This is a genomic window from Gallibacter sp. Marseille-QA0791 (assembly GCF_965119705.1).
GTDB classification, from domain to species: domain Bacteria; phylum Bacillota; class Clostridia; order Peptostreptococcales; family Anaerovoracaceae; genus Lentihominibacter; species Lentihominibacter excrementipullorum.
Genome location: NZ_CBCPMH010000001.1, coordinates 1,987,018 through 2,007,635, shown reverse-complemented (window position 1 = coordinate 2,007,635; position 20,618 = coordinate 1,987,018). Strand labels below are relative to the sequence as shown.

Annotated in this window: 21 protein-coding genes; 7 read left to right on the top strand and 14 right to left on the bottom strand. The window is 45.5% G+C overall.

What is annotated here, in order from left to right; all coding sequences use genetic code 11:
* The first annotated feature begins 21 nt into the window (after positions 1 to 21).
* The gene (locus tag ACQY69_RS09270) at positions 22 to 555 is read left to right on the top strand and encodes a helix-turn-helix domain-containing protein (RefSeq protein ID WP_428260243.1); all 534 of its coding nucleotides are present in this window, start codon (positions 22 to 24) and stop codon (positions 553 to 555) included.
* 27 nt (positions 556 to 582) lie between these two features.
* On the top strand, positions 583 to 1,629 hold the full coding sequence (locus tag ACQY69_RS09265; protein ID WP_428260242.1) for a tyrosine-type recombinase/integrase: 1,047 nt from the start codon (positions 583 to 585) through the stop codon (positions 1,627 to 1,629).
* A 200-nt stretch (positions 1,630 to 1,829) separates the two neighbouring features.
* Here the strand turns inward: ACQY69_RS09265 and rpsI are convergent, their stop codons facing one another.
* From rpsI to ACQY69_RS09230, 7 genes are all read right to left on the bottom strand, one after another.
* Positions 1,830 to 2,225: a 30S ribosomal protein S9 gene (gene rpsI, locus ACQY69_RS09260; RefSeq protein WP_428260241.1), complete on the bottom strand. Its 396-nt coding sequence runs from the start codon at positions 2,223 to 2,225 to the stop codon at positions 1,830 to 1,832.
* 19 nt (positions 2,226 to 2,244) lie between these two features.
* Positions 2,245 to 2,673: a 50S ribosomal protein L13 gene (gene rplM / locus ACQY69_RS09255; protein WP_428260240.1), complete on the bottom strand. Its 429-nt coding sequence runs from the start codon at positions 2,671 to 2,673 to the stop codon at positions 2,245 to 2,247.
* A gap of 388 nt (positions 2,674 to 3,061) precedes the next feature.
* The gene (locus ACQY69_RS09250) at positions 3,062 to 3,541 is read right to left on the bottom strand and encodes an HTH domain-containing protein (RefSeq protein ID WP_428260239.1); all 480 of its coding nucleotides are present in this window, start codon (positions 3,539 to 3,541) and stop codon (positions 3,062 to 3,064) included.
* Positions 3,542 to 3,598: 57 nt separating this feature from the next.
* Positions 3,599 to 4,285, bottom strand: coding sequence for a polysaccharide biosynthesis tyrosine autokinase (locus ACQY69_RS09245; RefSeq protein WP_428260238.1), 687 nt, complete (start codon positions 4,283 to 4,285; stop codon positions 3,599 to 3,601).
* A complete protein-coding gene (locus ACQY69_RS09240; RefSeq protein ID WP_428260237.1) occupies positions 4,286 to 5,014 on the bottom strand; it encodes a YveK family protein in 729 nt (242 codons plus the stop codon).
* Positions 5,015 to 5,067: 53 nt separating this feature from the next.
* Positions 5,068 to 5,802, bottom strand: a complete 735-nt coding sequence (locus tag ACQY69_RS09235; RefSeq protein ID WP_428260236.1) for a CpsB/CapC family capsule biosynthesis tyrosine phosphatase — start codon at positions 5,800 to 5,802, stop codon at positions 5,068 to 5,070.
* Positions 5,803 to 5,813: 11 nt separating this feature from the next.
* A complete protein-coding gene (locus ACQY69_RS09230; RefSeq protein ID WP_428260235.1) occupies positions 5,814 to 6,956 on the bottom strand; it encodes an LCP family protein in 1,143 nt (380 codons plus the stop codon).
* Positions 6,957 to 7,344: 388 nt separating this feature from the next.
* Here ACQY69_RS09230 and ACQY69_RS09225 point away from each other — a divergent pair, with 388 nt between their 5' ends.
* The gene (locus tag ACQY69_RS09225) at positions 7,345 to 7,545 is read left to right on the top strand and encodes an AAA family ATPase (protein WP_428260234.1); all 201 of its coding nucleotides are present in this window, start codon (positions 7,345 to 7,347) and stop codon (positions 7,543 to 7,545) included.
* Positions 7,546 to 7,931: 386 nt separating this feature from the next.
* Here ACQY69_RS09225 and ACQY69_RS09220 read toward each other — a convergent pair whose 3' ends face one another.
* The 4 genes from ACQY69_RS09220 to ACQY69_RS09205 all read right to left on the bottom strand — a co-directional run bounded on the left by ACQY69_RS09220 (position 7,932) and on the right by ACQY69_RS09205 (position 15,055).
* On the bottom strand, positions 7,932 to 9,227 hold the full coding sequence (locus tag ACQY69_RS09220) for a phosphatidylinositol-specific phospholipase C domain-containing protein (protein ID WP_428260233.1): 1,296 nt from the start codon (positions 9,225 to 9,227) through the stop codon (positions 7,932 to 7,934).
* Between the two features lie 77 nt (positions 9,228 to 9,304).
* Positions 9,305 to 11,005, bottom strand: a complete 1,701-nt coding sequence (locus ACQY69_RS09215; protein WP_428260232.1) for an AAA family ATPase — start codon at positions 11,003 to 11,005, stop codon at positions 9,305 to 9,307.
* 151 nt (positions 11,006 to 11,156) lie between these two features.
* A complete protein-coding gene (locus ACQY69_RS09210; RefSeq protein WP_428260231.1) occupies positions 11,157 to 14,666 on the bottom strand; it encodes a hypothetical protein in 3,510 nt (1,169 codons plus the stop codon).
* A gap of 5 nt (positions 14,667 to 14,671) precedes the next feature.
* Positions 14,672 to 15,055 carry a hypothetical protein gene (locus ACQY69_RS09205; protein ID WP_428260230.1) on the bottom strand — a complete coding sequence of 128 codons (384 nt, stop codon included), beginning with the start codon at positions 15,053 to 15,055 and terminating at the stop codon, positions 14,672 to 14,674.
* Between the two features lie 356 nt (positions 15,056 to 15,411).
* Between ACQY69_RS09205 and ACQY69_RS09200 the strand changes: the two genes are divergently transcribed.
* Both ACQY69_RS09200 and ACQY69_RS09195 read left to right on the top strand, forming a co-directional pair.
* Positions 15,412 to 15,633: a DUF3791 domain-containing protein gene (locus ACQY69_RS09200; protein ID WP_428260229.1), complete on the top strand. Its 222-nt coding sequence runs from the start codon at positions 15,412 to 15,414 to the stop codon at positions 15,631 to 15,633.
* Positions 15,630 to 15,839, top strand: a complete 210-nt coding sequence (locus ACQY69_RS09195) for a hypothetical protein (RefSeq protein ID WP_428260228.1) — start codon at positions 15,630 to 15,632, stop codon at positions 15,837 to 15,839. Before ACQY69_RS09200 ends, ACQY69_RS09195 begins: the two co-directional genes overlap by 4 nt.
* Before the next feature lie 122 nt (positions 15,840 to 15,961).
* On the opposite strand, the gene ACQY69_RS09190 is transcribed toward ACQY69_RS09195, so the two are convergent.
* Entirely contained in the window at positions 15,962 to 16,165 is a 204-nt protein-coding gene (locus tag ACQY69_RS09190; RefSeq protein WP_428260227.1) for a hypothetical protein, read from the bottom strand.
* Between the two features lie 787 nt (positions 16,166 to 16,952).
* Between ACQY69_RS09190 and ACQY69_RS09185 the strand changes: the two genes are divergently transcribed.
* Both ACQY69_RS09185 and ACQY69_RS09180 read left to right on the top strand, forming a co-directional pair.
* A complete protein-coding gene (locus tag ACQY69_RS09185) occupies positions 16,953 to 17,243 on the top strand; it encodes a transposase (RefSeq protein ID WP_428260226.1) in 291 nt (96 codons plus the stop codon).
* Positions 17,240 to 18,136 (top strand): IS3 family transposase, encoded by an 897-nt coding sequence (locus tag ACQY69_RS09180; RefSeq protein WP_428260225.1) that lies wholly within the window; start codon positions 17,240 to 17,242, stop codon positions 18,134 to 18,136. Before ACQY69_RS09185 ends, ACQY69_RS09180 begins: the two co-directional genes overlap by 4 nt.
* 47 nt (positions 18,137 to 18,183) lie before the next feature.
* On the opposite strand, the gene ACQY69_RS09175 is transcribed toward ACQY69_RS09180, so the two are convergent.
* Complete coding sequence (locus ACQY69_RS09175; RefSeq protein ID WP_428260224.1) at positions 18,184 to 20,013, bottom strand: SIR2 family protein; 1,830 nt, start codon at positions 20,011 to 20,013, stop codon at positions 18,184 to 18,186.
* Between the two features lie 83 nt (positions 20,014 to 20,096).
* On the bottom strand, positions 20,097 to 20,552 hold the full coding sequence (locus ACQY69_RS09170; RefSeq protein ID WP_428260223.1) for a hypothetical protein: 456 nt from the start codon (positions 20,550 to 20,552) through the stop codon (positions 20,097 to 20,099).
* Positions 20,553 to 20,618 lie beyond the last annotated feature (66 nt).

Below are 20,618 nucleotides of genomic sequence, written 5' to 3'. Positions count from 1 at the left end.
ACTAACAGAAAGGAGAATGTTATGAGAAATGTAATTCTAACGCCCGAAGAAATCGGAATTAATATCAAGCTGGCCAGAAAACGCAAAGGCCTTTCACAAAGCGAGTTCGCAGATGCTATAGGAAAATCCGTCAGGACAGTTCAAAAGTATGAGTCAGGTGACATCAACATGCCATTGGAAGTATTAAACAAAATCACAAATGAACTGGATGTTTCGCTGGAAGACCTTCTGTCAGAAGAACAGCCCGGAACTAACATTGATACCTTTGCGGACATATTTTCTGCAATCTTTGAGTTAGAAAACGCTCAAGGCATCAAACTGGAAATAGAGGAAGTGCCGGTTTCAGACAGCAGGAAAGTATTAGCTATGTACTGTGATGCTATGGAATATGATTTCCAATATAACAAAACATTTAGCGATTTTCTTAAAGAATTCAGGTTCTATAGGGAAAGCAGAGAAAACGGCACAATTCCTGAAGACATCTATCAGGCATGGGTTAAGAAAACATTGATTGCTGCTGATGAACTGTCAGTTAAATCAAAAGACCATTCATGATAATTTAAGAAAGGAAGTGGTATATGGATGAGATTACCTAACGGATATGGAAGTGTCTATAAGTTAAGCGGCAAGAGACGAAAGCCCTTCATCGTAAAAAAGACCTTAGGCTATCATGTGGATTACGACTCCGGGAAATCTGTTCGTGACGATATGATAATCGGGTATGCAGAGACAAAAGCTGAAGGGCTTCAAATGCTTGCAAACTATAATAACAACCCTTACGATGTTAAAGCATCTAATATGACATTCAAAGATCTTTATGAGGAATGGTCAGAACGTGCTTACAAGACAGCTTCTGAAGCAACAATTTCGGCTGACAAGGCTGCATTTAATGCATGTGAACCTTTGCACAATAAAACATTTATCAATCTCAAAGCAAAAGATTTTCAATACCTGTTTGATACAACCGATAAAAACCATCCGACTATGCGGAAAATGAAAATTCTCATTTCAAAAATGTACAAGTACGCAATGAAGTATGATTATGTATCAAAGGATTATAGTGAGTTTATAGACATATCAGAGTACAAAGATAAAAATCCAAATCAGTATAACCGACAGAAGTTTACTGACGAAGAGGTTAAAACACTTTGGGAACATCAGGATAATTCAATATGTCAAACAGTACTAATGCTGATATATTCCGGAGTACGAGTCAATGAGCTTCTTAATCTCAAGAAGGAAAATGTTCACCTTGAAGAACGGTACTTTGATGTAGTTGCCAGTAAGACCAAGAGCGGCATTCGCAAAGTTCCTATTGCTGAAAAAGTATTTCAATTCTACAAATCCCGGTTTGAAGATACCGACAGCGAATATCTCATTCATCGTTCCAACGGTGAACAATACAAATACGACAATTATTACAAAAAACACTTCCTGCCTTTGATGGAACAGCTTGGCATGAATCACACCCCTCACTGCTGCAGATATACGTGCAGCTCCATGATGCACAAAGCAGAGATTCGAGAAACCATACGAAAAAAGATACTCGGACATTCACAGGATTTGATAAACAAGACCTACACCCAGCTTGATATTGATGAGATAGTAAGCGCAATCAACCTTATTTAAGAGTTGCGAATTAAAAAAAGAGATGCATCCTATTTCCATAGAATACATCTCTGAATTACATAGTCACATCTGCAGCGGTTTGTTAGTAACATGTTAGCAATGTGTTAGTAACGAACCGAAAATCTGCAATTTTCATAACTATCCAATCTGTCAGAAACCCACTAATTTCAAGGTTTCCGTTGTCCTCAGCAGTTCTGAGATTATCTCTTGGAGAACTGGCTTGCTCTTCTCGCCTTCTTCAGGCCGTATTTCTTTCTTTCCTTCATTCTCGAATCTCTCGTAAGGAATCCGGCCGCCTTGAGGGCTGGTCTGTAAGCCTCTCTGTCAGCTTCGCAGAGTGCTCTTGAGATACCGTGTCTGAGGGCTCCGGCCTGACCGGTATATCCACCGCCCTGGACCGTAGCGATAACATCGTATTTGCCTTCGCATCCAGCGATCTCAAAAGGTCTCTTCACTTCTCTCTTGACGATTTCCATAGGGATATACTCATCAAGAGGCTTCTTGTTTACTGTGATATTTCCGTTACCAGGGATCAATCTAACTCTAGCAACTGAAGATTTTCTTCTTCCTGTTCCGTAGTACTGTGTCTTTGCCATCGTTCAATTCCTCCCTTCCTTAAATATCCAGAACTTCCGGCTTCTGAGCCGCGTGGTTGTGCTCAGGGCCTGCGTAAACCTTTAACTTCTTGTACATCTGTCTTCCCAGCTTTCCGTTAGGCATCATGCCCTTTACAGCGTGCCTTACGACTTCTGTCGGATGCTTTTCCATCATCTGTTCGAAGGTCACCTCTCTGAGGCCGCCCGGATAACCGGTATGTCTCTTGTAGATCTTTTCTTTTCTCTTCTTACCTGTTACCTCTACCTTTTCAGCGTTGATAACGATGACGTAATCTCCGCAGTCAACATGAGGTGTGTAAGTCGGCTTGTTCTTTCCTCTGAGAATAGCGGCGATCTGCGATGCCATTCTTCCCAGGTTCTTGCCTTCTGCGTCCACGACGTACCATTTACGTTCCACGTCCGCAGGCTTAGCGATAAATGAACTCATCTTCTCTTCCTTTCTACCTACTGGGATCGAAGCCCTGACCCAACGGGCAACGCGACTGCCCTGTTGCCATGGGCTGAAAGGTCTGTCGATCTTGTTCGGCTCTGCCTACTGGATTTCGTGTAAAGACCCGCCTAATGGTCTGCCGGTCTCTATGGACTCGTCAGGCCTTATCAGGCGCGCTTCGCGCGAAATTTTTTCGGCGAACTAAAACTTATTTCAGCCGTGCTCGCCCGGACGGCCATCCATCCTGCTGGCACGAAAAAACTGCGTCACAACGTGACACAGCCTTATTTTACACGTATGATGAGGCGTTGTCAAAGGTTTTTTCAGCAAGAGCTGCTCTAACCGTTCCCTGTAAACATATGCCCAAACTCTTCCCTAGATGAGATCAGTGGATCCTGTCAAGTTCCTTCATCAACTTACCATTGATCATCTGCAAGCGTTTAACTTCGCTGCGCAATCCTGTTATGATCGCTCGCTGCTCCTCTATAGTCTTCCACAGAAGTTTCCTGTTCTCATTCATCTCCTCAGCAACATCGTTCTCATCCTTTTCGGCTTGGACCAGCTCTTTATCCTTCATCTCCGCTTCATGTGACATGCCGGTATCAGCGTACAATCCCAACGTCCCTGCCTCAAAAGACTCTCTCCATCTGTAACTGGCCCGTTCTATACGCTTGGATCCCAGTATTTTTAAATCAAATCCCGCCGAACGAAATATGTTCCCCGGCTTTTCGCCCATGAAGTACTGCTCCACGAAATATTTCTTGAAAGAGTCGGAATATACTATCCTATCCTCGTTGACCGATATCACGTTGGGATTTTTCTTCAATATCTTTATCTCTTCTTGAGTAAGTTTTCCCCTTCCCATGATTTTCCCTTTCCCGACATTTAAAACGGCGGCAATATCACCGCCGGCAATTATCCTCTACTTGCCGTACTCTCCATAATATTTATAATAGTATCCACTGCTTTCTATGCGGACTTTGTTGAGTACTGCTCCCAGTATCTTGCACCCGGTCCGTTCCAGCTGCTGCTTGACGTTGACGGCAGCTCTGTGGCTGGTGTTGTCGCTCTCTATCACTATTACTGCTCCGTCGCAATAAGGAGCTATGACAGCTGCATCTATGACGGCCCCCAAAGGCGGCGCATCTATTATGACCATGTCGAACTTTTCCCGCAGCGTCCACATGAGCTTTTCAAACAGTACGTTTCCCAACAGTTCCGTCGGGTTAGGTGACAACGGCCCTGTGAGAATGACGTTGAAATGAGGTATGTTCGTACCGCAGAGAATATCGTCGATGGTAGCCTGCCCTGACAGATAATGGCTGAGGCCGCCCACTCTCTTATGTGTCGCCTGAGCCTTATAACGGCTCAACATGACGGATTTTCTGAGGTCTGCGTCTACAAGGACCACGTTCTTTCCACTTTCGGCAACGGAACGGGCAAGCTCGAACGTAACGGTACTCTTTCCTTCGTCAGGTCCGCAGCTGGTGAAAAGGACGGTTTTTATATCCGCACCGCAGAACTGCAGATTAGTCCTCAATGAATTGAAGGCCTCCCTGCGCGCGTATTCCGGTTCTTTGATCTTATTGAAAATTATCTGGTTTGCCATCTATTTATCCGCCTTTCCAGCTTTATGCTTCGCTTTTTTCTTCTTTTTGCCCTTTCCTTCATACGGAACGACTGCCAGCGTATTGAGGCCCAGATAACGCTCCACGTCTTCCGTGGTCCTTATCTTGTCGTTGAAGACGTACATGACTACTATAACGCCTGCCGACAGGATGGCCCCCAGCAGAAAGGCTATCATGATGTTCTTTGCTTTTTCCGGTTTGACAGGCGCATCAGGACGGTGGGCAACTTCCACTACGCTTGGTTCATCGGTCTGCATGATGTCGGAAATGCGTTTCTTTGCCACTTCCGAAAGCTCGTTGGCTATCTGGGTGGCTCGCCTGGCGTCGGTATCCTGAACACTTATGTTGAGTATTCTGGTATCAGCCGGATTTTCCACGGTGATTTTGGCCAGCAATTCCTCATAATCCTCATCGAGATTAAGGTTTTCGATGACGTCCTCGACTACGGGTCTGCTCTTTATCAGCTCCAGATAGTCCAGAGCCAGCGACGAGCCCATCTGAATGTCCGCCAGGGACGTGATGGATGTGGACTGAGTCAATATGTAAAGCCTGGACGTGGGTTCATACACAGGATCCGCCAGAAAAAAGCTGTACACAGCAGAACCGGCTGCAAAAATCACAGCGCTCAGAATGATTATGAGTATCTTTTTCTTCAGGACATGAAATATCTCCCGCAGGTCTATTTCAATTTCTTCTCTTTCGTAGTCCATTGATTCTGTCTCCTTTTAACTCGATATGGCCTCCATTTATGTATGGCTCCCATTTATATATACTGGTTCCTGACTATTTTCAGTACATTAGTATGGACGATACGCTCCACCGTCTCCTCATCCGACAATGCTATCATCCTCCGGACCGCCGTCTTCATCAGCGGTTTACGGCTGGTACAGTTGTGACAGTCGCTGGCAACAAAATGTATGCACCCCTCCCGCAGGAGCCTGGTACACCATGCTGTACGCTTGTCGAATTTACCTCCCATAAAGCTATTGGTATTTACCTGGATATAGGCGCCCAGTTCAATCAGCTCCTTGATTTCGTCCAGCTTTTTCTGAAGAGCTTCATACCTTTCCACATGGGCAAGGATAGGCCTGTATCCGGCCATCACCAAGGAGCGTACGGCATTGATCATCACGTCAAGCTCTTCCTTTACGGAAAACTCGATGAGCACGTAGCTGGTCCCTCCAATGGTCAGAGCCTTCTTTTTGTCCAGGTCTTCCACGATTCCGGGAGAGTAATATATTTCGTTGCCCGTATAGACTTTCATGTCACCGTGTCTTTCCATCACCTTCTCCCGAAGCTGACGACACGTTTTTACAGCCTTGTCTCTGTCGTACCCCGGATTTCGAAGCCCGTAGTGAGGCGTCGCCACTATCACACGTATCCCTTCATCGTAGGCCATCCCTGCCATCTTCAGCGCCTCCTCCATGCTGGATGCGCCGTCATCGATCCCGGGAACGATGTGGGTGTGGATATCCATGTATCTCCATCTTTTCCCCACAGGCCACCTCGCTACTGGCCGTACCCGGTCATGGACTGGATCCTGCTGCTTATATCCAGCACGGTCTGGGTCGGCACGTAATCAGTCTGACCGAAGAATTCGGAATGGAGCTGTGAAACGTTGGTCTGGAGCGTTACAGGAACGCCATAATATATGGAATCGTGCATCCAGTCTGACGTATCGTAAGGCCAGCAGGTATTGTAGCTTATCTCCATGGACATGATATCCTTTAGCGTGTCCACCATGCGGTTGCGGCTCATGTTGGTATCGGTTTTCGGCAGCATGTCGTCCAGGATGGATACCAGCTGGCTCTCTTTCATTGTTTTCACCTTGTCGAAGGCCGCCTTGAGAACGATCTGCATACGCTCGTTTCGCCTGTGGTCCCCTTCGGCGGAATCCTTCCTTATCCTGGAATACGCCACGGCCTGATTTCCATTTAATGTCTGCAGCCCGGCGCCGCTGAGCTTTGCTCCTTCCGCGATGGCGCCGTTGACATAGCTGACCTCGCTGTCGAGGACTTCCACTTCGACGCCGCCTATGGCATCGACGAAATCGCGGACGGCTTCCCAGGTGAGGGATATGCCTTCCCTTATGTTAAGGTCAAGGTTCCTGTTGAGGGCTTTTATGCTCCTGTTCATTCCGCCGTAGGCGTAGGCATGGTTCACCTTGTCGAGGGTGCCGCCGTCATCGGTCTGCAGGTAGGTGTCCCTGTACACCGAGAACATTTTCACGTCGTCGGTCTTCTCGTTGATGCTTATCACTATCATGCCGTCGCTTCTGTGGCCCGTCTCCGAATCCGCCGTCTTGGCATCTATGCCGAAAAGAGCGATGTTGCGGTAATCAGCCAGCTGCTCGTCCACCACAGGGTCGATACCCAAAGTCTCGTCGCCGTATACCGTCGCTTCTTCCTCCGTATCCACCTTGACCGTCTCCGGCTCTTCGTTGCCTCGCGTTACGCCGATGGCGATGATGACCGCCAGGGCGGCGAGAGCCACGATGATGGCGATGATTATTATGAGCCTGCTTTTTTTCTTCGGTCCGCCTGGCTGTCCGCTCTGGGGCGCGCCCTGAAGGTTGCTTTGCGAAGCGCTCTGTGGTTTATTTTGCTGAGCACTCTGCGGACGTTGAGTCTTGTTGTTTTCTTCAGTATTCATGATTGTCTCCTTTAAGTGTGACTGTTTTAAGATCATCTATGTAAATCAAGTTCAAAGATTTTTGCACAAGCCTGACGCAACCCGTGCCACAGGCACAGGCTACAGACCGTAACAGGTCATAAGTAATAAATCCGTTCTTCTTTTTTGAACATTTTGTTTAGTTTTTCTTAACAAAGTATATAATAAAAACCCCCGGAGCGCAAGGGGTGAGAGGCAGGTATTTACAGTTGGAGGGATAAAAAAGTCTGCAGGGCAGTAAAGGCACAGGCAGACAAGATTCATCGCCGAGAGTTTTCTGGCTAAAATACGATCGCATCTTATTTTAGTCTTGTTTTTACTTTTTTAAGCTATAATAAAATTAAGTAGATTTTAATCTGGAGGGTCGAACATGACATATATCAGAAGAGATCTGGAAGAGAAAATCCTATCGTTGTCCGAAGAATATTCGGCCATTCTTATCATTGGCCCAAGACAGGTGGGGAAAACTACTGTTTTGTGCCAGCTAATGCAGGGAAACAGAACTTATGTAACACTCGATGATCTTGAAGATCGCGCCATGGCCAGAAATGATCCCGCGCTTTTCCAATGAAAGGCCCGCTTTATTGGCAAGGGCTTCCGCTTCCGCGGCAGATAATGAAAAGATATCTTTTGCTGATTTTATGACACTGATCTTATGTCGTTTGACAGAAGCATGGGTGCTCATCGGGTTATTACCCCACCTGGAAATATCCGTTTTATTGCACCCAATTAACTTATACACATCGTTTAGAACTTTTATTTGATGATTTTTTTATATTCTACAGCGAGATGCCGCAAAGCAGAAGTAAAACTTTCTTCGAGTACAATACTCCTTTCCTTAAGCCATAGATCCACCGTTTTCATTTCTATCATCTTCCTTTCCACAAAAACTATCACCACTGCTACCGGACAAGCGCAGACCCCAATGCTTTGCTCATACCTCCTGCCTGAAAAACATCAGTAATTAAAGCGATTATGCGCAATGACACTTTTACAAAGTTCTTCATCTACATAATCGAATATGGTAATGCCAAGATGCATGTCATGGCTGAGGTTCAGATAACTCTTGACTTTAGGATTTAAATAATCGGCATAGGCTTTAGGACTCTTCCGTGGAATCGCCATAGCGCTCACGTGATTGAGCCTTATATTTTTGTCATTAAGCCCGGCTTTGTAAAAATCTTTGATCTTTTGCAATTTGACATCAAATTCAGGGCGTTTATAATCATCCTGCACTTTAACATCTTTTTTGTTTATGCCCTTACCAAATTGCAGTATCACATTGGCATGCATAGGATCCTTAGCCGGCATGTCATCTATTATCACTATCTTACCACGTAGCTCCTGAACTGTAGGATCTAAATTTATAAAATTGGTAAACGCATAGTGGTCGAGATAATTCCCTGAAATCCTTCCCATATTTTTGAAAAGAGTATGCTCGAGTTCTTTCCTGTCACCACGCGAAGTGATCTCAGATTTTATCCTTACCACGAGGAATTCCTTTGTTTTGGAAACGAACGAAGTCAGTTCATCCATGACCTCCGAAAATCCGATATCAAGATGAACGATCCCATGTACTACATTCAAATATTCATCTACGCGAATGTCGAAGTATCGAACTCCCATATCAAGCTGTTTCTTTACAGTAGCATCGGAATACTGACACTGTGCAAGCGACGACAACACATACGGAGTATTGAAGGTTATTGAATCATGGGTGCCGGGAATCGATACTTCCGAAAGACGCGCATTATCATCAAGAAAGTACATCCATTGTGCCGTGTCTCTGTTTTCGACATTATATGATAACAGAGCAGAATACAAACTATGTTTGATCAACCGTTCATAGGATTTATCCATCGGCTTGGCTTTACTTACGTCATAGTCATTGAGACTTAATCCGTTTGTCGCTAGATCTCCGACGCTATTTTGTATGATAATCGGCTGAATAGTATTAACCTTATAGCAAGAACGCTCATTGATGATCAAATAATATTGACGGAGCGCTTCGAAATTATCAGGATTTGGATCGTTATAACACAATTTCAGATCTGTAATATTTTCTCCTGTAGGTATCTGCTCCTCCTCTTCTTCTATAAGAGATATCACCTCGTCCATACTTCTGAAAACGCTGAAAAATACCTGCGTATTTATTATATGTCTTTTTTCCCCTCGCAAAAGCAGGTAAACTTCAGGTTTGGAGCCGAAGCGAATGGCTTTACCGGTCAATTGTTTCATAACATCAGTATTCATAGCTGGTCTCCTTTATTACAATTTAATGTCTTACAAATATTATGCAAGCGCTCCAGCGAAATCAATATTGCTCTTATTTACGCCATCGCCACCATGCACTCCTTCTCACAGAATGCGATGCCGTATTTGAGGATCTTCTTCATTCCGCGGCGCTTTAACCCTTCCGAATACTTCTTATCTTCGATCTGCTCAAGCGCCTCGCCGCACGCCGCCTCCAGGTTTCCATCGTACGCATATTTCAGTTCGATGATCATCCCAATCCTGTCCGGAGTCTGAATGGAAATATCACTGTAGCCTTCCCCGGTTTCTGCGTTTGATTTTACGATCCAGCTGCCCTGGCTCTGCAATAGTCCCAGCAGCATGCCGTGGTAGAAGTTTTCCTTCATGTTCCTTCGTACGGCAGTATCTCTCACGCTGATGGAATCCCACAGATAATCGCCCAGCATGTCCTGGATCGTGGCTACGTCTCCGACCGGGAAAGCCTCACAGAACCGGTTGATCCTGGCAGTATCAGAACGGGTAACCTCCCGGAACCAGTCCTCAACCAATTCATAAAAAAGTTTTCTTATCTCACCATTTGGCATCCACAGCCTGAATATATCCGCATCTGCCTTCTCTACATGCGTTCCTGTCAGATAGCCTGTAGCATACAGCACGCTCCACACATTTTCAACGCTGTCATCTATATCACGGTATGTCAGCTCCTGCTTTATCCGTTTTGTTATCTGCCCGCCGTTTAACAGCTCCTCCACTTCCTCTTTAGTAGTCTGGTCAGCTTTTTTCAACAGGCGGCGGATCAAATCGTTCCCACTGGTGTTGGCCCAGTAGTTTTTAGGAGGAACGGACGGATCCGCAAGCAGCTCATCGCAATAATTGATCACATCCCATGGGCAATACACATCTGCGTTTCCGAAACGGTATCCGTCATACCAGTCACGGATCACATCCTTATGAGAAGACAGGTCGTAGAATTCCAGCATTTCATCCACATCCGCGTCTGTAAAGCCGAAAAAATCATCATATCGGACATCCGATATCGTGTGTACCTTCAGGTTGTTTAGCCCTGTGAAAATGCTCTCCTTGGAAATCCGCAGGCATCCGGTAAGCACCGCGAAGTACAGGCTGTCATTGGTCTTCAGGGCGTTGCCCAGCAGGTTGCGAATGAGATTTACCATCTCATCATAGTAGCCTGCCTGGAAAGCTTTATCCAACGGCACGTCATACTCATCGATCAGCAGGATGGCTTTCCGGCCGTAGTGCTTTTCAAGGAGCTGTGAAAGTGTCTTCAGAGCGGAGGCCGCGATCGCCTCCGTCATGGCATACATCCCGCCTTCGCCGGAGCCGATCTCTATCAGACGGGCATAGGCCTCCTTTTCTTCTTCAGAAAGGGTATCGCTTTCTTTTAAAAACTGAAACCTCATGGCTTCATTCCCGATGACTGTCTGCAATGCCGCCACCGCCGACTCATAGTCCAGGCCATCAACACCTTTCAGGCTGATGGAGATCACAGGAAACTTTCCCATGTACTCTTTACACAGCTCTTTTTCCTCCATGATCTTCAGCCCATCAAAATACGATGGATCGCTTCCCACCTCAAAAAAGCACTTCAGCATGCTAATATTGAGGGACTTTCCGAAACGCCTGGGGCGCGTAAACAGGTTCACCTTTCCCCAGTTTCGCAGCAGCTCTTTAATGAGCATGGTTTTATCTACATAATAGAAATCATTGGTCCTGATTTTTTCAAATCCGTCGATACCTATAGGAAGCTTCTTCCTCACTTTCCCTGCACTCCTTTCCGACGTCAGTGGCATAGAGCATGCCGAAAAGTATATACCGCCTATTATGTATCCACTTTATCACGGGGCCTCAGGGCAGTCAAGGTTGGGGCAGGAAGTATTCCTGAAACTTGAAGGCGAAATCGGTGGCTCGTCATCTCAGTTCTTTTCTTATCTCTACTGTGATCGCTCCCTCATTATCCTTATATCCACTTCCATATTTTCCATAAAGATCATCATTTGCCGTCAGGAACAGAGTCCCGCTTTCCTTCGGGAGTGCGGCCCCCGTTCCTATGTAAAAAGCTTTTCCGCTCCCTATTTTCCCGACCAGGCAACCTTCGTTTTCTCCCGGAAGTGCATACCCTTCCTTCGCGGTGATCCCGATACCCTCCGGGCCATAGGATCTGAAATGTGCGGAAGGATTGACGTTCCAGAGTCCGCTAAGGTACCTGACGTTCACGATCTCATCCTCAGCAACCTGTATCCCCGTGTCCAGCCAAACTTCCCGAGCCGATACGATGACGGCAGCGGGATAGAGTATCCCGAGAGCTTTCTCTATATCCTCTTTCGGGAACACCTTTCTGAGAATGCCTTCCATTTCTTCCCTGGTGGTATCCGGATAGATCCTCTCATTTAAAATGATGCCGCCTATGGTGACCGCTCTGTGATCACCGAAGATATCCTGCAGCAAAAAGGCGATCTCTTCCGCACTATTTCCCTGATCCTTCAAAAATGACGCCACCTCCACGGGGTCATAAGCAGCACACAGCTCCGCGAGCGCCCTTCTCCACGCTATTTCTGTCAGCTGCCCTCCTGCCTTTTGCTCCGCAAGCTTATTGAACCGCTCCCTCAGCTCCATATCTTTCGCCTCCTCCCGAATCATTTCCAAAAACTGCTCTTTCGTATCTTCCTGACTCAGCGCGGGCCGCAGCTTGCTGAGGGCTCGCAGGATGTCGTCCTCCTCGTAGCCTTCACGCCACATACACAGCATGATCTCCCCGGAGAAAAGGTGAGGGAATGCCCTCTCCAGATGTTCCAGGCATACCTGCGCGCTGTCATTATTGCTGTAATGCTCCCGGACCACCTGCTCCCTGTTGGCCGGATGGAAATACTCAGCCAGGAGCAACTCCATGACTTTCGTGTCTTTCGTATTTACCTGATGCTCCCTCAGCATTTGCAGACACTCACGGATGCACATACCGTTCTTTGCGCCCCAGGAAATCAGCTGCCGATAATCTATTTCCCCCAGATAATTCCCTTCGCTCCAGGGGCTGTTCCTCTCTTCACGTTCATGAAGCGCCCGGGCTGCCAGATATACCTTCCCGTTTACAGGAATTTTCACGAAGAATATCTGAGGCGGCTTTTCCCACACCTTCCATGAAAAGAAGCGGTCCTCCCGCGCAGGGTCCGTCCACATGATGTCCAGCTCATACCCGACGGCTCCATCCACCAGCTGCAGCTCTATCCTGAGAGTCGCTCCATCGATCTGCCCCCTGAATTCCGGACATGGCAATGGCTCATCCGGTCCGGCACCGCCACCGCCGGACGCAATTACCGAGATCACTGCCAGCCCGCCAAAGCCTGCGCCGATCCACTCCCCGATCTCGCCGGAAGAAAAGGCGGTTCCTCCTCCGGAGGCGAATATGGAAAAGCCTTCCCCCGCGCTCCCGCCTTCACCGCTTTCACCGCCTCCGCCGGACGGTTCCTCCGGCAAAAGCCTGGCTGCAGTCTTCTCACTGACCAGTTTCCTGCACAGAAGCCCGACGACGAAATCTTCCAGCTTACCCTTCGCTAAAACGGTCAGTACAGCTTCCAGCTCCCGAAAATTGCCTTCATCGAACAACGCTTCTACCATCTGATCCGCCGTATCCCGCAGGAGCCCGCAGATCCCTTCCCACAGTTCTTTCGCAGTCATCTGACTGCTTACTGCGATTTCCAGCGGCGTGTCTACTCCGACATGCCGCTCCAGAAGGGTTTTCCCGGATCTGTCCATTACGCAGAAGCCGCCTTGAAATGTGATCTTCACACCCTTTTCTTCCCGGTCAGGCATTCCCTCAAAACCCGGCCGTATCTCCCACCTGGTCTGCAGCTCATCCCGATCCATCGCAGCAGAAATCTCCTTGCAGCCGTTGGCCTTTCCCAGCCGGTCCAGATACGTCTTCAGCCTCTCCAGGAAATCGAAGGCATCGTCCGCATAATTGACAGCGTCCATATTTTCCAGGCGAAAACCTGTTTTCTTATCATAGGTCACCGTCAGCCGGTCGCCAAACACGGTTTTCAATATTCCTTCCGGCGACAGTTCAGCCTGAAGGCACCAATCCTCCTTTCCGCCGCTGTACCATAATCTCCCCTCCAGCAAACGTTCCCCAAAAAACGCGATGTCGCCTTCGATCATCATACAATTTTCCTGCTCCGGAACATTTTTTCGATGCTGATAGGAAAATGCGGGACCCGCCGCCCCCTGAACCCCGGAAATCCGAAGGACCCCGAGATCCAACGCATCGCCTGCCCTGAGAGAGAAGGAAAAGGTGTCGGGGGAAATCTCCACTTCTCCGTAAAGCTCGATACTGACTATAAATGTCAGCACAGTATGCAGCCTGAGACTGAACTCCCCGGCTCCGCCACGGTCAGTTCCGCCGTTGGACATGGAGCAGAGCAGCGCGCTTTCCCGCAGGATCTCCAGATCAAAGAGAGCGCTGCCGACAGTCCCGCCGCCAAACAGCTGCCTCAGCATACCGGCCAGAGAAAGGTCCGTCTCCAACGCCAGTTCCAGCTGCCAGCAGGTTCCTCCTTCACCTGAGATATAATAAAACCCGCCTTTCCATTTCTGCCCGACAAACCAGACTTCCGTTTCAAGGCGGCATTTCTTCTCGTCCGCACGACCTTCGGTACCATAGACGCATTCCAAATGGAAAACCAGGTCGTCCATTTGCAGGAGGCCTTCGCTTCCCACCGCGAATACAGGGGCTTCCTTTTCTTTCACAGCTTCCATCTGCGCCCGGTATCCCTCCTCGCCGATGAACAGCTCTCCCTGGAAAGACAACTGGAACCCTTCCACAGAAAGCTCCACTTCCCCGGCGAGAGCAAACCGGCTCTTTTTATCCACTACCTGATACCCGAGACGTACATGACGAAAGACAACTGCATGAAGCAGCTCGATCTCAGGAAGGCTCGCGTAATAAAACTGATCCCATGTATCAGCCTTTTTGTCCAGGCTTCCCAGTATCACCAGCTTTTCCTCTCCATGATAGCCGATCTTCAGGAGCCCGGAGAACAGGCTGAGATTTCTTATATCCGCCTCCATCCACAGGCAAACGCCCTTTTCCATGTATTCCCGCTTCTCCTGCAAAAGCTGGATCAGGGCGTCATACAGGTCGCCTTCCTTCGTAACGGGGTCAGGATCCGACGCCGACTGTCCCTCCTGACTGCTGTGGGAAAAGAACAGCCCGGCGCTGTCCAGCCGGCAGCCCTGGAAGAATTCCCCGGCAGTGCCGTCAGCAATATCCTCGAGAAGCTTTCCGGCGTCGATGGAATCCTCGCGAAGACAGATGTAAAAAGTCTGCCGGTCCGTATTCCCCTTAAAGCCAACTTCAAGCAGCCAGTCCCTCGTCCCCTTCGCCAGCCTGCCAACGGAAATGCAGGAGGACAACGTTACTTCCAGCATTATCGTCAGTCAGCGTTTTCCGCTTTCTCATCTGTCCCATTCTTTTCATCCTTAACGTCGGATCCTTCGGTAAACTGGTTTTTCTCCGGATCGTACTCCCCTTCCTTGACGCTGGCCTGGAAACTGTCTATATACTCCCCTACTCCAGCAAGCTCTATGATGCTCTTAGGCGGCTCCACCTTCGCGTAGATCGCATCGCAGCCTCCAAAAGTCACCTGCATCACTATATCCTCCTGTACCGTCTCGCTGCCTTCTTTTCCTGAAGTGGTCTCCTGTATCACCCGGAAATCAAAAGGGTCGCTGGCCGAAATGCTGGTAGGTATCTCCAGGCCCATATTGTACTTCGTCTTCTCGTCCATCTTGACTGTAAGCTTAATTCCGATCTCCATAATTTTTCCTCCTTCGCCATCTGACTCTAAATATCCTATTTTTTAATATTCGATCCTCCGGCAGCTCATCGCCTGCATGAATTCAATTGCCTTTACAGAACTTTTCTCACGCCCGGAAGATTTTTGCAACGGGTTATTGCCCGTTGGCGGCTATATTATTGAAGAGCGGCAGGAACCTTAGTCCGGAACCGGCGTTCCGTAATTCCCTGCTTTGAGTTCCCATTTTTCCGATTGCTGTTCTATTCACGTGTAATACACACGCAGTCAAGGTTGAACGTTTTAATTTTAAGCTTGAACGCCGCCAACAAAGGCGCTATGCTTTAAATTGAAAAATTCCCCTCAGGAGGTGATATCTCATGAGCGAACGCGATATTAACATCGCCGATATGCAATGCTGGGTAGTCCGCATGGCACAGACCAAATGGAATATATCAAAAAAAGACTGTGTCGATCTTTTCAGGAAATATAACATTTTTGATTTCATCGCAGACTGCTATGACTCTCTTCATCTGAACAGTTATGCATGCGCACTTGCGGACGTTGAGATGCTTCTTAAGAATCGAGGTGTAACGGTATGAAAGAAACTTGTGCAATCATATCCATGAGAGATGCTGTAGCCCTCCTGGCACAGGAAAAGCAAATTTCTTACGAGGACGCACTTCTTCTTTTTGCCGGCTCTCGTATTTATGATGCACTCTTCGATTTCGATACCGGCATCTGGAAAGAAAGCCCGGAATATCTTCTCGACCTGTATAATAAATTTGCAGATAAAAAGCCGGCATGAGGTAGTTTAAGCTAGGGCTTTCTTTTCTTTGCTGTAGCAAGGACCGCCTGTTTTAGAAGGGCCCAGTCTGCATTTTTCCGGTTAGTTGTTCCGGTGTTTTAATTCAATAGCTCAATATACTCCTACACCTTCTCCTCAATGTGAAATTTCCCGGCGCATTCCATCAATCGGATGTTATCGCGCTCTTTGGAAGCAAAATACTCCTTCATCGCTTGGATAAAAACCTGCGGGTCTGTCTGTTTGCGATGCCGTATTATATCACAGATACACCGTTCTCTGTCATAGACTATGATTTTTCCGCCTTGCGGTGAGATCATCTCCATCATCCCAATGCTCCATAACGACGGCTTGATCCGGTGGAACTCTACATGAAATAATTCTTCCTTTAGGTAAAATACATTATAGGTCTTTGGAACTGTCATGGAAACCTTCTGCGGGAAGCAATCAGACAAGCCATGGAAATACAATGCTGTCCCATAAGAGAAATTCCCTTTTTTACATCTGCTCTGCAGCAATACAAATTCATCATTAATACTGTCCGCAAAGGAATATATTCCCCGGCTTTCGCGAACCAGACTGCCCTCATCCATATATTTTTTGAGCTTTTCCCGTCGAATCCCCGCGCTGGTTACATCTTTCGTATATAGCTATCCATTTTCTCTGACAAGTTTTTTCAAAGAATCTAAATCGGTCATAACATCACCCACTCCCGTCATAACTTGATACTATTACAACATATGGTATCAAGTTTGTACACATTATCATTGGCTTTATTATAGCCGATTCACGCAATTTTATTTTCTACATAACGTTCATATTTTTACAAAAAAAACCTAAAAAGCACTAAAAAACCTTTAAAGGCCTTTTAATGCTTTTTGACTCATTAGTCGAGGCATGGGCTATTTACCGTTTACGGTAGCTTTGGGGCTTCCCCCCCCGTTAAAACCTATTCCACCAGGTGCACACAAAAAAGAATTGCTCATCCCATTAGCAAAACTGGACGAATAATTCTTTTCCTAATTAATCGAAGCAACCAGTCTGGAGTAGTATCATTTAAATGCAGTCGTTAAATCCACCAAAAGATGATAATATATCATTAAGGAAGGTGGAGACATGCAATACGATAAGGAATTCAAACTACAGGCTCTTGAACTGTCCGATGAAATTGGCGTCAAGGCAGCTGCAGATCAACTCGGCATCAAGTATTACACACTTGCCGACTGGCGTCGTCAGCGCAAGGCTCGCGGCGAAGAAGCTTTCGTTGGCAGTGGTAACAAAATGATGCCGCTCAGCGAGAAGGATCGTCGCATTAAGGAACTCGAAGAGGAACTTAGAGAAACCAAGCGAGCTAACGATATACTCAAGGAGGCTCTCGGTTTTTTCGCACAAAGCCGTAAGAAGTGAGAGCTCGGAAACGTTTTGAGTTCATTAGCGAATACAGCAGCAGATGGCCTGTAAGCGTTATGTGCGATGTCCTGAACGTGAGCGAGACCGGTTATTACAGATTCAAAAGGAATCTCGGTAAGCCCAGCAAGGATGCTGTTCTTTCGGCAGTTATGCAGGAAATACTCGATGAGTATATATACAACGATAACTACGGTGTAGATCGAATGCAGATAGCACTTCGAAACCGCGGTTACAAGGTTGGCAGGCGCAGGATAATCAGAATCATGAAGGGAAATGGTTGGCTCCATGAACGCAAGCGCCGTCCTAAAAGTTTAACCAAGGCAACTACTGAAATACATGAGAAGGAAAACCTGATTAAACAAGATTTCAGATCAGATCAGCCGTATCAGAAGTTGCTTACCGACATATCTCAGATATCGTGCCGTGACGGCAAACTATACATATCTCCAATAATGGATTGCTTTAACGGAGAAATACTTTCTCTGGTAATGCGAAGCAATATGTGCAAAGAACTGTGCATTGATACATTCAATGCAGCAGCCAAAAGGTTTCCTTTGAACGGAGCCATACTCCATTCAGATCGCGGAAGCCAGTATACAAGTGAAGCATTCCGTGAAGAACTCAATAAAGCAGGTGTTCTGCAGAGCCTCAGTGGCGTTAACCGCTGCTTTGATAACGCCAGGATGGAAAGCTTCTTCGCTACACTCAAGAAGGAACTCCTCTACAGGATTCCAACATACAAGATGAAGATGGAGGAAGTTAAAGCAATCATCTTCAGATATGTCTTTATCTACTACAACCGAATAAGGATATATACTTCAAATCCAAATGGTCTCCCGCCAGCAGCTTACAGGAGACGTTTGGAACAACCGTTAGCAGAAGCTGCTTAATTTTGTGGGTTTAAAGACTGCACAAATATTGACAACTCCAGTCCTCTTTATTTAGAGAAACCTTCTTTTTTTAGCCCTTTTATAATCGTTTGCGCCATGGAAATTTTTTTATTATGCCGCTGATGCATGAATTCTTGACTTAATTTTGTTGCGGTATCTATATAATCATTTGCTTTCTTAAAATATTTCTCCTCTCCTATTCTATATGCCGCAATCGCATATACAATGCTACCATACACATAAGTTGAAATAATTCCATCTAAAGAACTCACATCTGTATAATTATATAACGCCTGTTCTATGCATTTAAATGCTCTTTCAAAATCACAATCAGGAAAAAGGATATAACAAATGGCAATTCCCCTATACGCAGTATTTATCTGATTTACATCAACCACTTTATCATATCCTGCATCAATAATATTTTTAAAATTGTTTTGTAAAAGTAAGATATTATTATCAGAAGAAAAAAGTGAAATTTTGTTTTTTATATTATGCGAATTACTAATTATTTTTAAAATCACACTAATCCAACAGTTTAATTTATTAGATATGGTCCATTCTATATAAGATTCTCCGCGAATCTGTGTCTTAATCTCTTGTCGTATCATTTCTAACGGGTAAACTCTTTTCAAAATATTCATAGGCACTTTTAAAACCTTAAATGCAATGTACATCAAAAAATCTTTTGCATTGTATTTTAGATAATGAATAATTAAAAGCTTTCGATCTGCTGTACGTGCATTTTGAAAAAGATAATAATTTAAATACCATTTGTCTAATTCTTCTCTTTTAATATTCTGAATCCAGTTTTCTCTACCCATAATAATAGTTTGATTTAAACCCAATTTGTAACACAAGCCTAATAAAAACGCATCCTGCATAGCCTCAGGAAAATCATTTATATATGATTCCATAATCTTATTCCACGCTTCTTTTGGTTTTTTTTCATGATACGGATCGTATTGGGGATATGTTTTTAAATTTCTCAAAAAATCACTAGTATTGCAACAACATATGTTCTTATTTGCAAATGGGAATAACAATATTTTTTCTTTCTCGTACGGCGCAGATAACTCTTTAGTGTTTGTATGTCTTATATATATCCCGCTGGAGGTTGCAGTAACAGGTGTTTCTATTGATAATAGATATGGATTAACATCTAAAGTGTCCATTCCGCTATATCCTAAATATATAAAATAATAGCCCTCTGAGCTTTTAATTCTATCTTCAATTTTTTCAGTCAAAGATTTGGGCAATTTATTCTTTACATTAGATAAATTCGCACCTATTGTATCTATATCTTCGGAAATTCCATGTATGTGGTAAATTTTCCCTTTAGTGGGTTGGGTGGTTTCATAATAATGTAATTGTTCTTTATTATGTATAATTGTATTCTGCCCATATAACTCTTCATATGCTTTGCAAATAAAATCTCCATAATTTGTAGTAATAATTGTAGCACCCAAATGCAGATAATAAGCAAGTACATAATGATTATGGTTTGGTTTGAAATTGTTTGATGTGAATCCTTTCAACCCATTTATAACAGAATGTCCTTTATCAAGGTAATGTTCTTCAAATACTTTAATAGTCTCTATAAGAGTTTCTAACCGTGGGTACTCTGCAATTTCCAATGAATCTTTAGTATTGATTTTTAATGCTTCATATAATTTTCTCCATTCATAACTTATTTTTCTCTCATATTTTTTACATGCCGCATTAAGCATAAATTTGGATAATCCATAGCCCAAAGGAAGCCCTGTCGGATTTTCAGAATCTATTCCCGCTCCAACCCAAAAAACCAATTTTGACTTATCACAGCTCTTAATAAATTTTACTGCCTCTTTCTCGTTTATAAACTTAATACTATCCATTTTCTACCTTCTTTAAAACACGTATAAAATCCACTTATGCTATATTCATGAAGAATATTTACTGGCGATCTCCTCTAAGCCTTTTACCAATTTACAGTTTCGCCGTCTAAGAACGGAGCTCTCGATGTATTGGGCTTTACGGAAGCGATGTTATGGGAGTGTTTATCGAAAAATATGATCTCCCCTCCCGGGTTTGCTTCGCTGGCGGCATAGGCCATCACGGAAGCGATGTTATTATATACGTATTCAGGCGTCCACCATTTTCCTTCCGGGCATCCACCATTGGAGCATGTAAAGGTGCCTGTATCGCTATAGACCGAAATGCCCAATCCGCCCATGGTACAATAAGCTTCCCGCTCTATTCCATCTCCCAGGAAGTCTCCAACGAAAACCTTCAGCCAACCGCCGAACAAGATAAATCCGCCTGACAGGCGGCAAATGTAAGAGCAGGCGTAGTCAGCGTCACTAATGACGCGCTCCTTCACCCCCCCCTTATGCTGGAATTTTACTAATTCTTCAATAGGGATTTCTTCATACATCGCAATCTCTCCTTTCGAATTTTGGCTTATGTTTTTTGTAATGGCTGCTATTTTAAAGTGGGAAAG

Coding starts and splice junctions, on each gene's coding strand:
- ACQY69_RS09270 (WP_428260243.1), top strand. CDS start 22: ATGAGAAATGTAATTCTAACGCCCGAAGAAATCGGAATTAATATCAAG.
- ACQY69_RS09265 (WP_428260242.1), top strand. CDS start 583: ATGAGATTACCTAACGGATATGGAAGTGTCTATAAGTTAAGCGGCAAG.
- rpsI (WP_428260241.1), bottom strand. CDS start 2,225: ATGGCAAAGACACAGTACTACGGAACAGGAAGAAGAAAATCTTCAGTT.
- rplM (WP_428260240.1), bottom strand. CDS start 2,673: ATGAGTTCATTTATCGCTAAGCCTGCGGACGTGGAACGTAAATGGTAC.
- ACQY69_RS09250 (WP_428260239.1), bottom strand. CDS start 3,541: ATGGGAAGGGGAAAACTTACTCAAGAAGAGATAAAGATATTGAAGAAA.
- ACQY69_RS09245 (WP_428260238.1), bottom strand. CDS start 4,285: ATGGCAAACCAGATAATTTTCAATAAGATCAAAGAACCGGAATACGCG.
- ACQY69_RS09240 (WP_428260237.1), bottom strand. CDS start 5,014: ATGGACTACGAAAGAGAAGAAATTGAAATAGACCTGCGGGAGATATTT.
- ACQY69_RS09230 (WP_428260235.1), bottom strand. CDS start 6,956: ATGAATACTGAAGAAAACAACAAGACTCAACGTCCGCAGAGTGCTCAG.
- ACQY69_RS09225 (WP_428260234.1), top strand. CDS start 7,345: ATGACATATATCAGAAGAGATCTGGAAGAGAAAATCCTATCGTTGTCC.
- ACQY69_RS09220 (WP_428260233.1), bottom strand. CDS start 9,227: ATGAATACTGATGTTATGAAACAATTGACCGGTAAAGCCATTCGCTTC.
- ACQY69_RS09210 (WP_428260231.1), bottom strand. CDS start 14,666: ATGCTGGAAGTAACGTTGTCCTCCTGCATTTCCGTTGGCAGGCTGGCG.
- ACQY69_RS09205 (WP_428260230.1), bottom strand. CDS start 15,055: ATGGAGATCGGAATTAAGCTTACAGTCAAGATGGACGAGAAGACGAAG.
- ACQY69_RS09200 (WP_428260229.1), top strand. CDS start 15,412: ATGAGCGAACGCGATATTAACATCGCCGATATGCAATGCTGGGTAGTC.
- ACQY69_RS09195 (WP_428260228.1), top strand. CDS start 15,630: ATGAAAGAAACTTGTGCAATCATATCCATGAGAGATGCTGTAGCCCTC.
- ACQY69_RS09190 (WP_428260227.1), bottom strand. CDS start 16,165: ATGATGGAGATGATCTCACCGCAAGGCGGAAAAATCATAGTCTATGAC.
- ACQY69_RS09185 (WP_428260226.1), top strand. CDS start 16,953: ATGCAATACGATAAGGAATTCAAACTACAGGCTCTTGAACTGTCCGAT.
- ACQY69_RS09175 (WP_428260224.1), bottom strand. CDS start 20,013: ATGGATAGTATTAAGTTTATAAACGAGAAAGAGGCAGTAAAATTTATT.
- ACQY69_RS09170 (WP_428260223.1), bottom strand. CDS start 20,552: ATGTATGAAGAAATCCCTATTGAAGAATTAGTAAAATTCCAGCATAAG.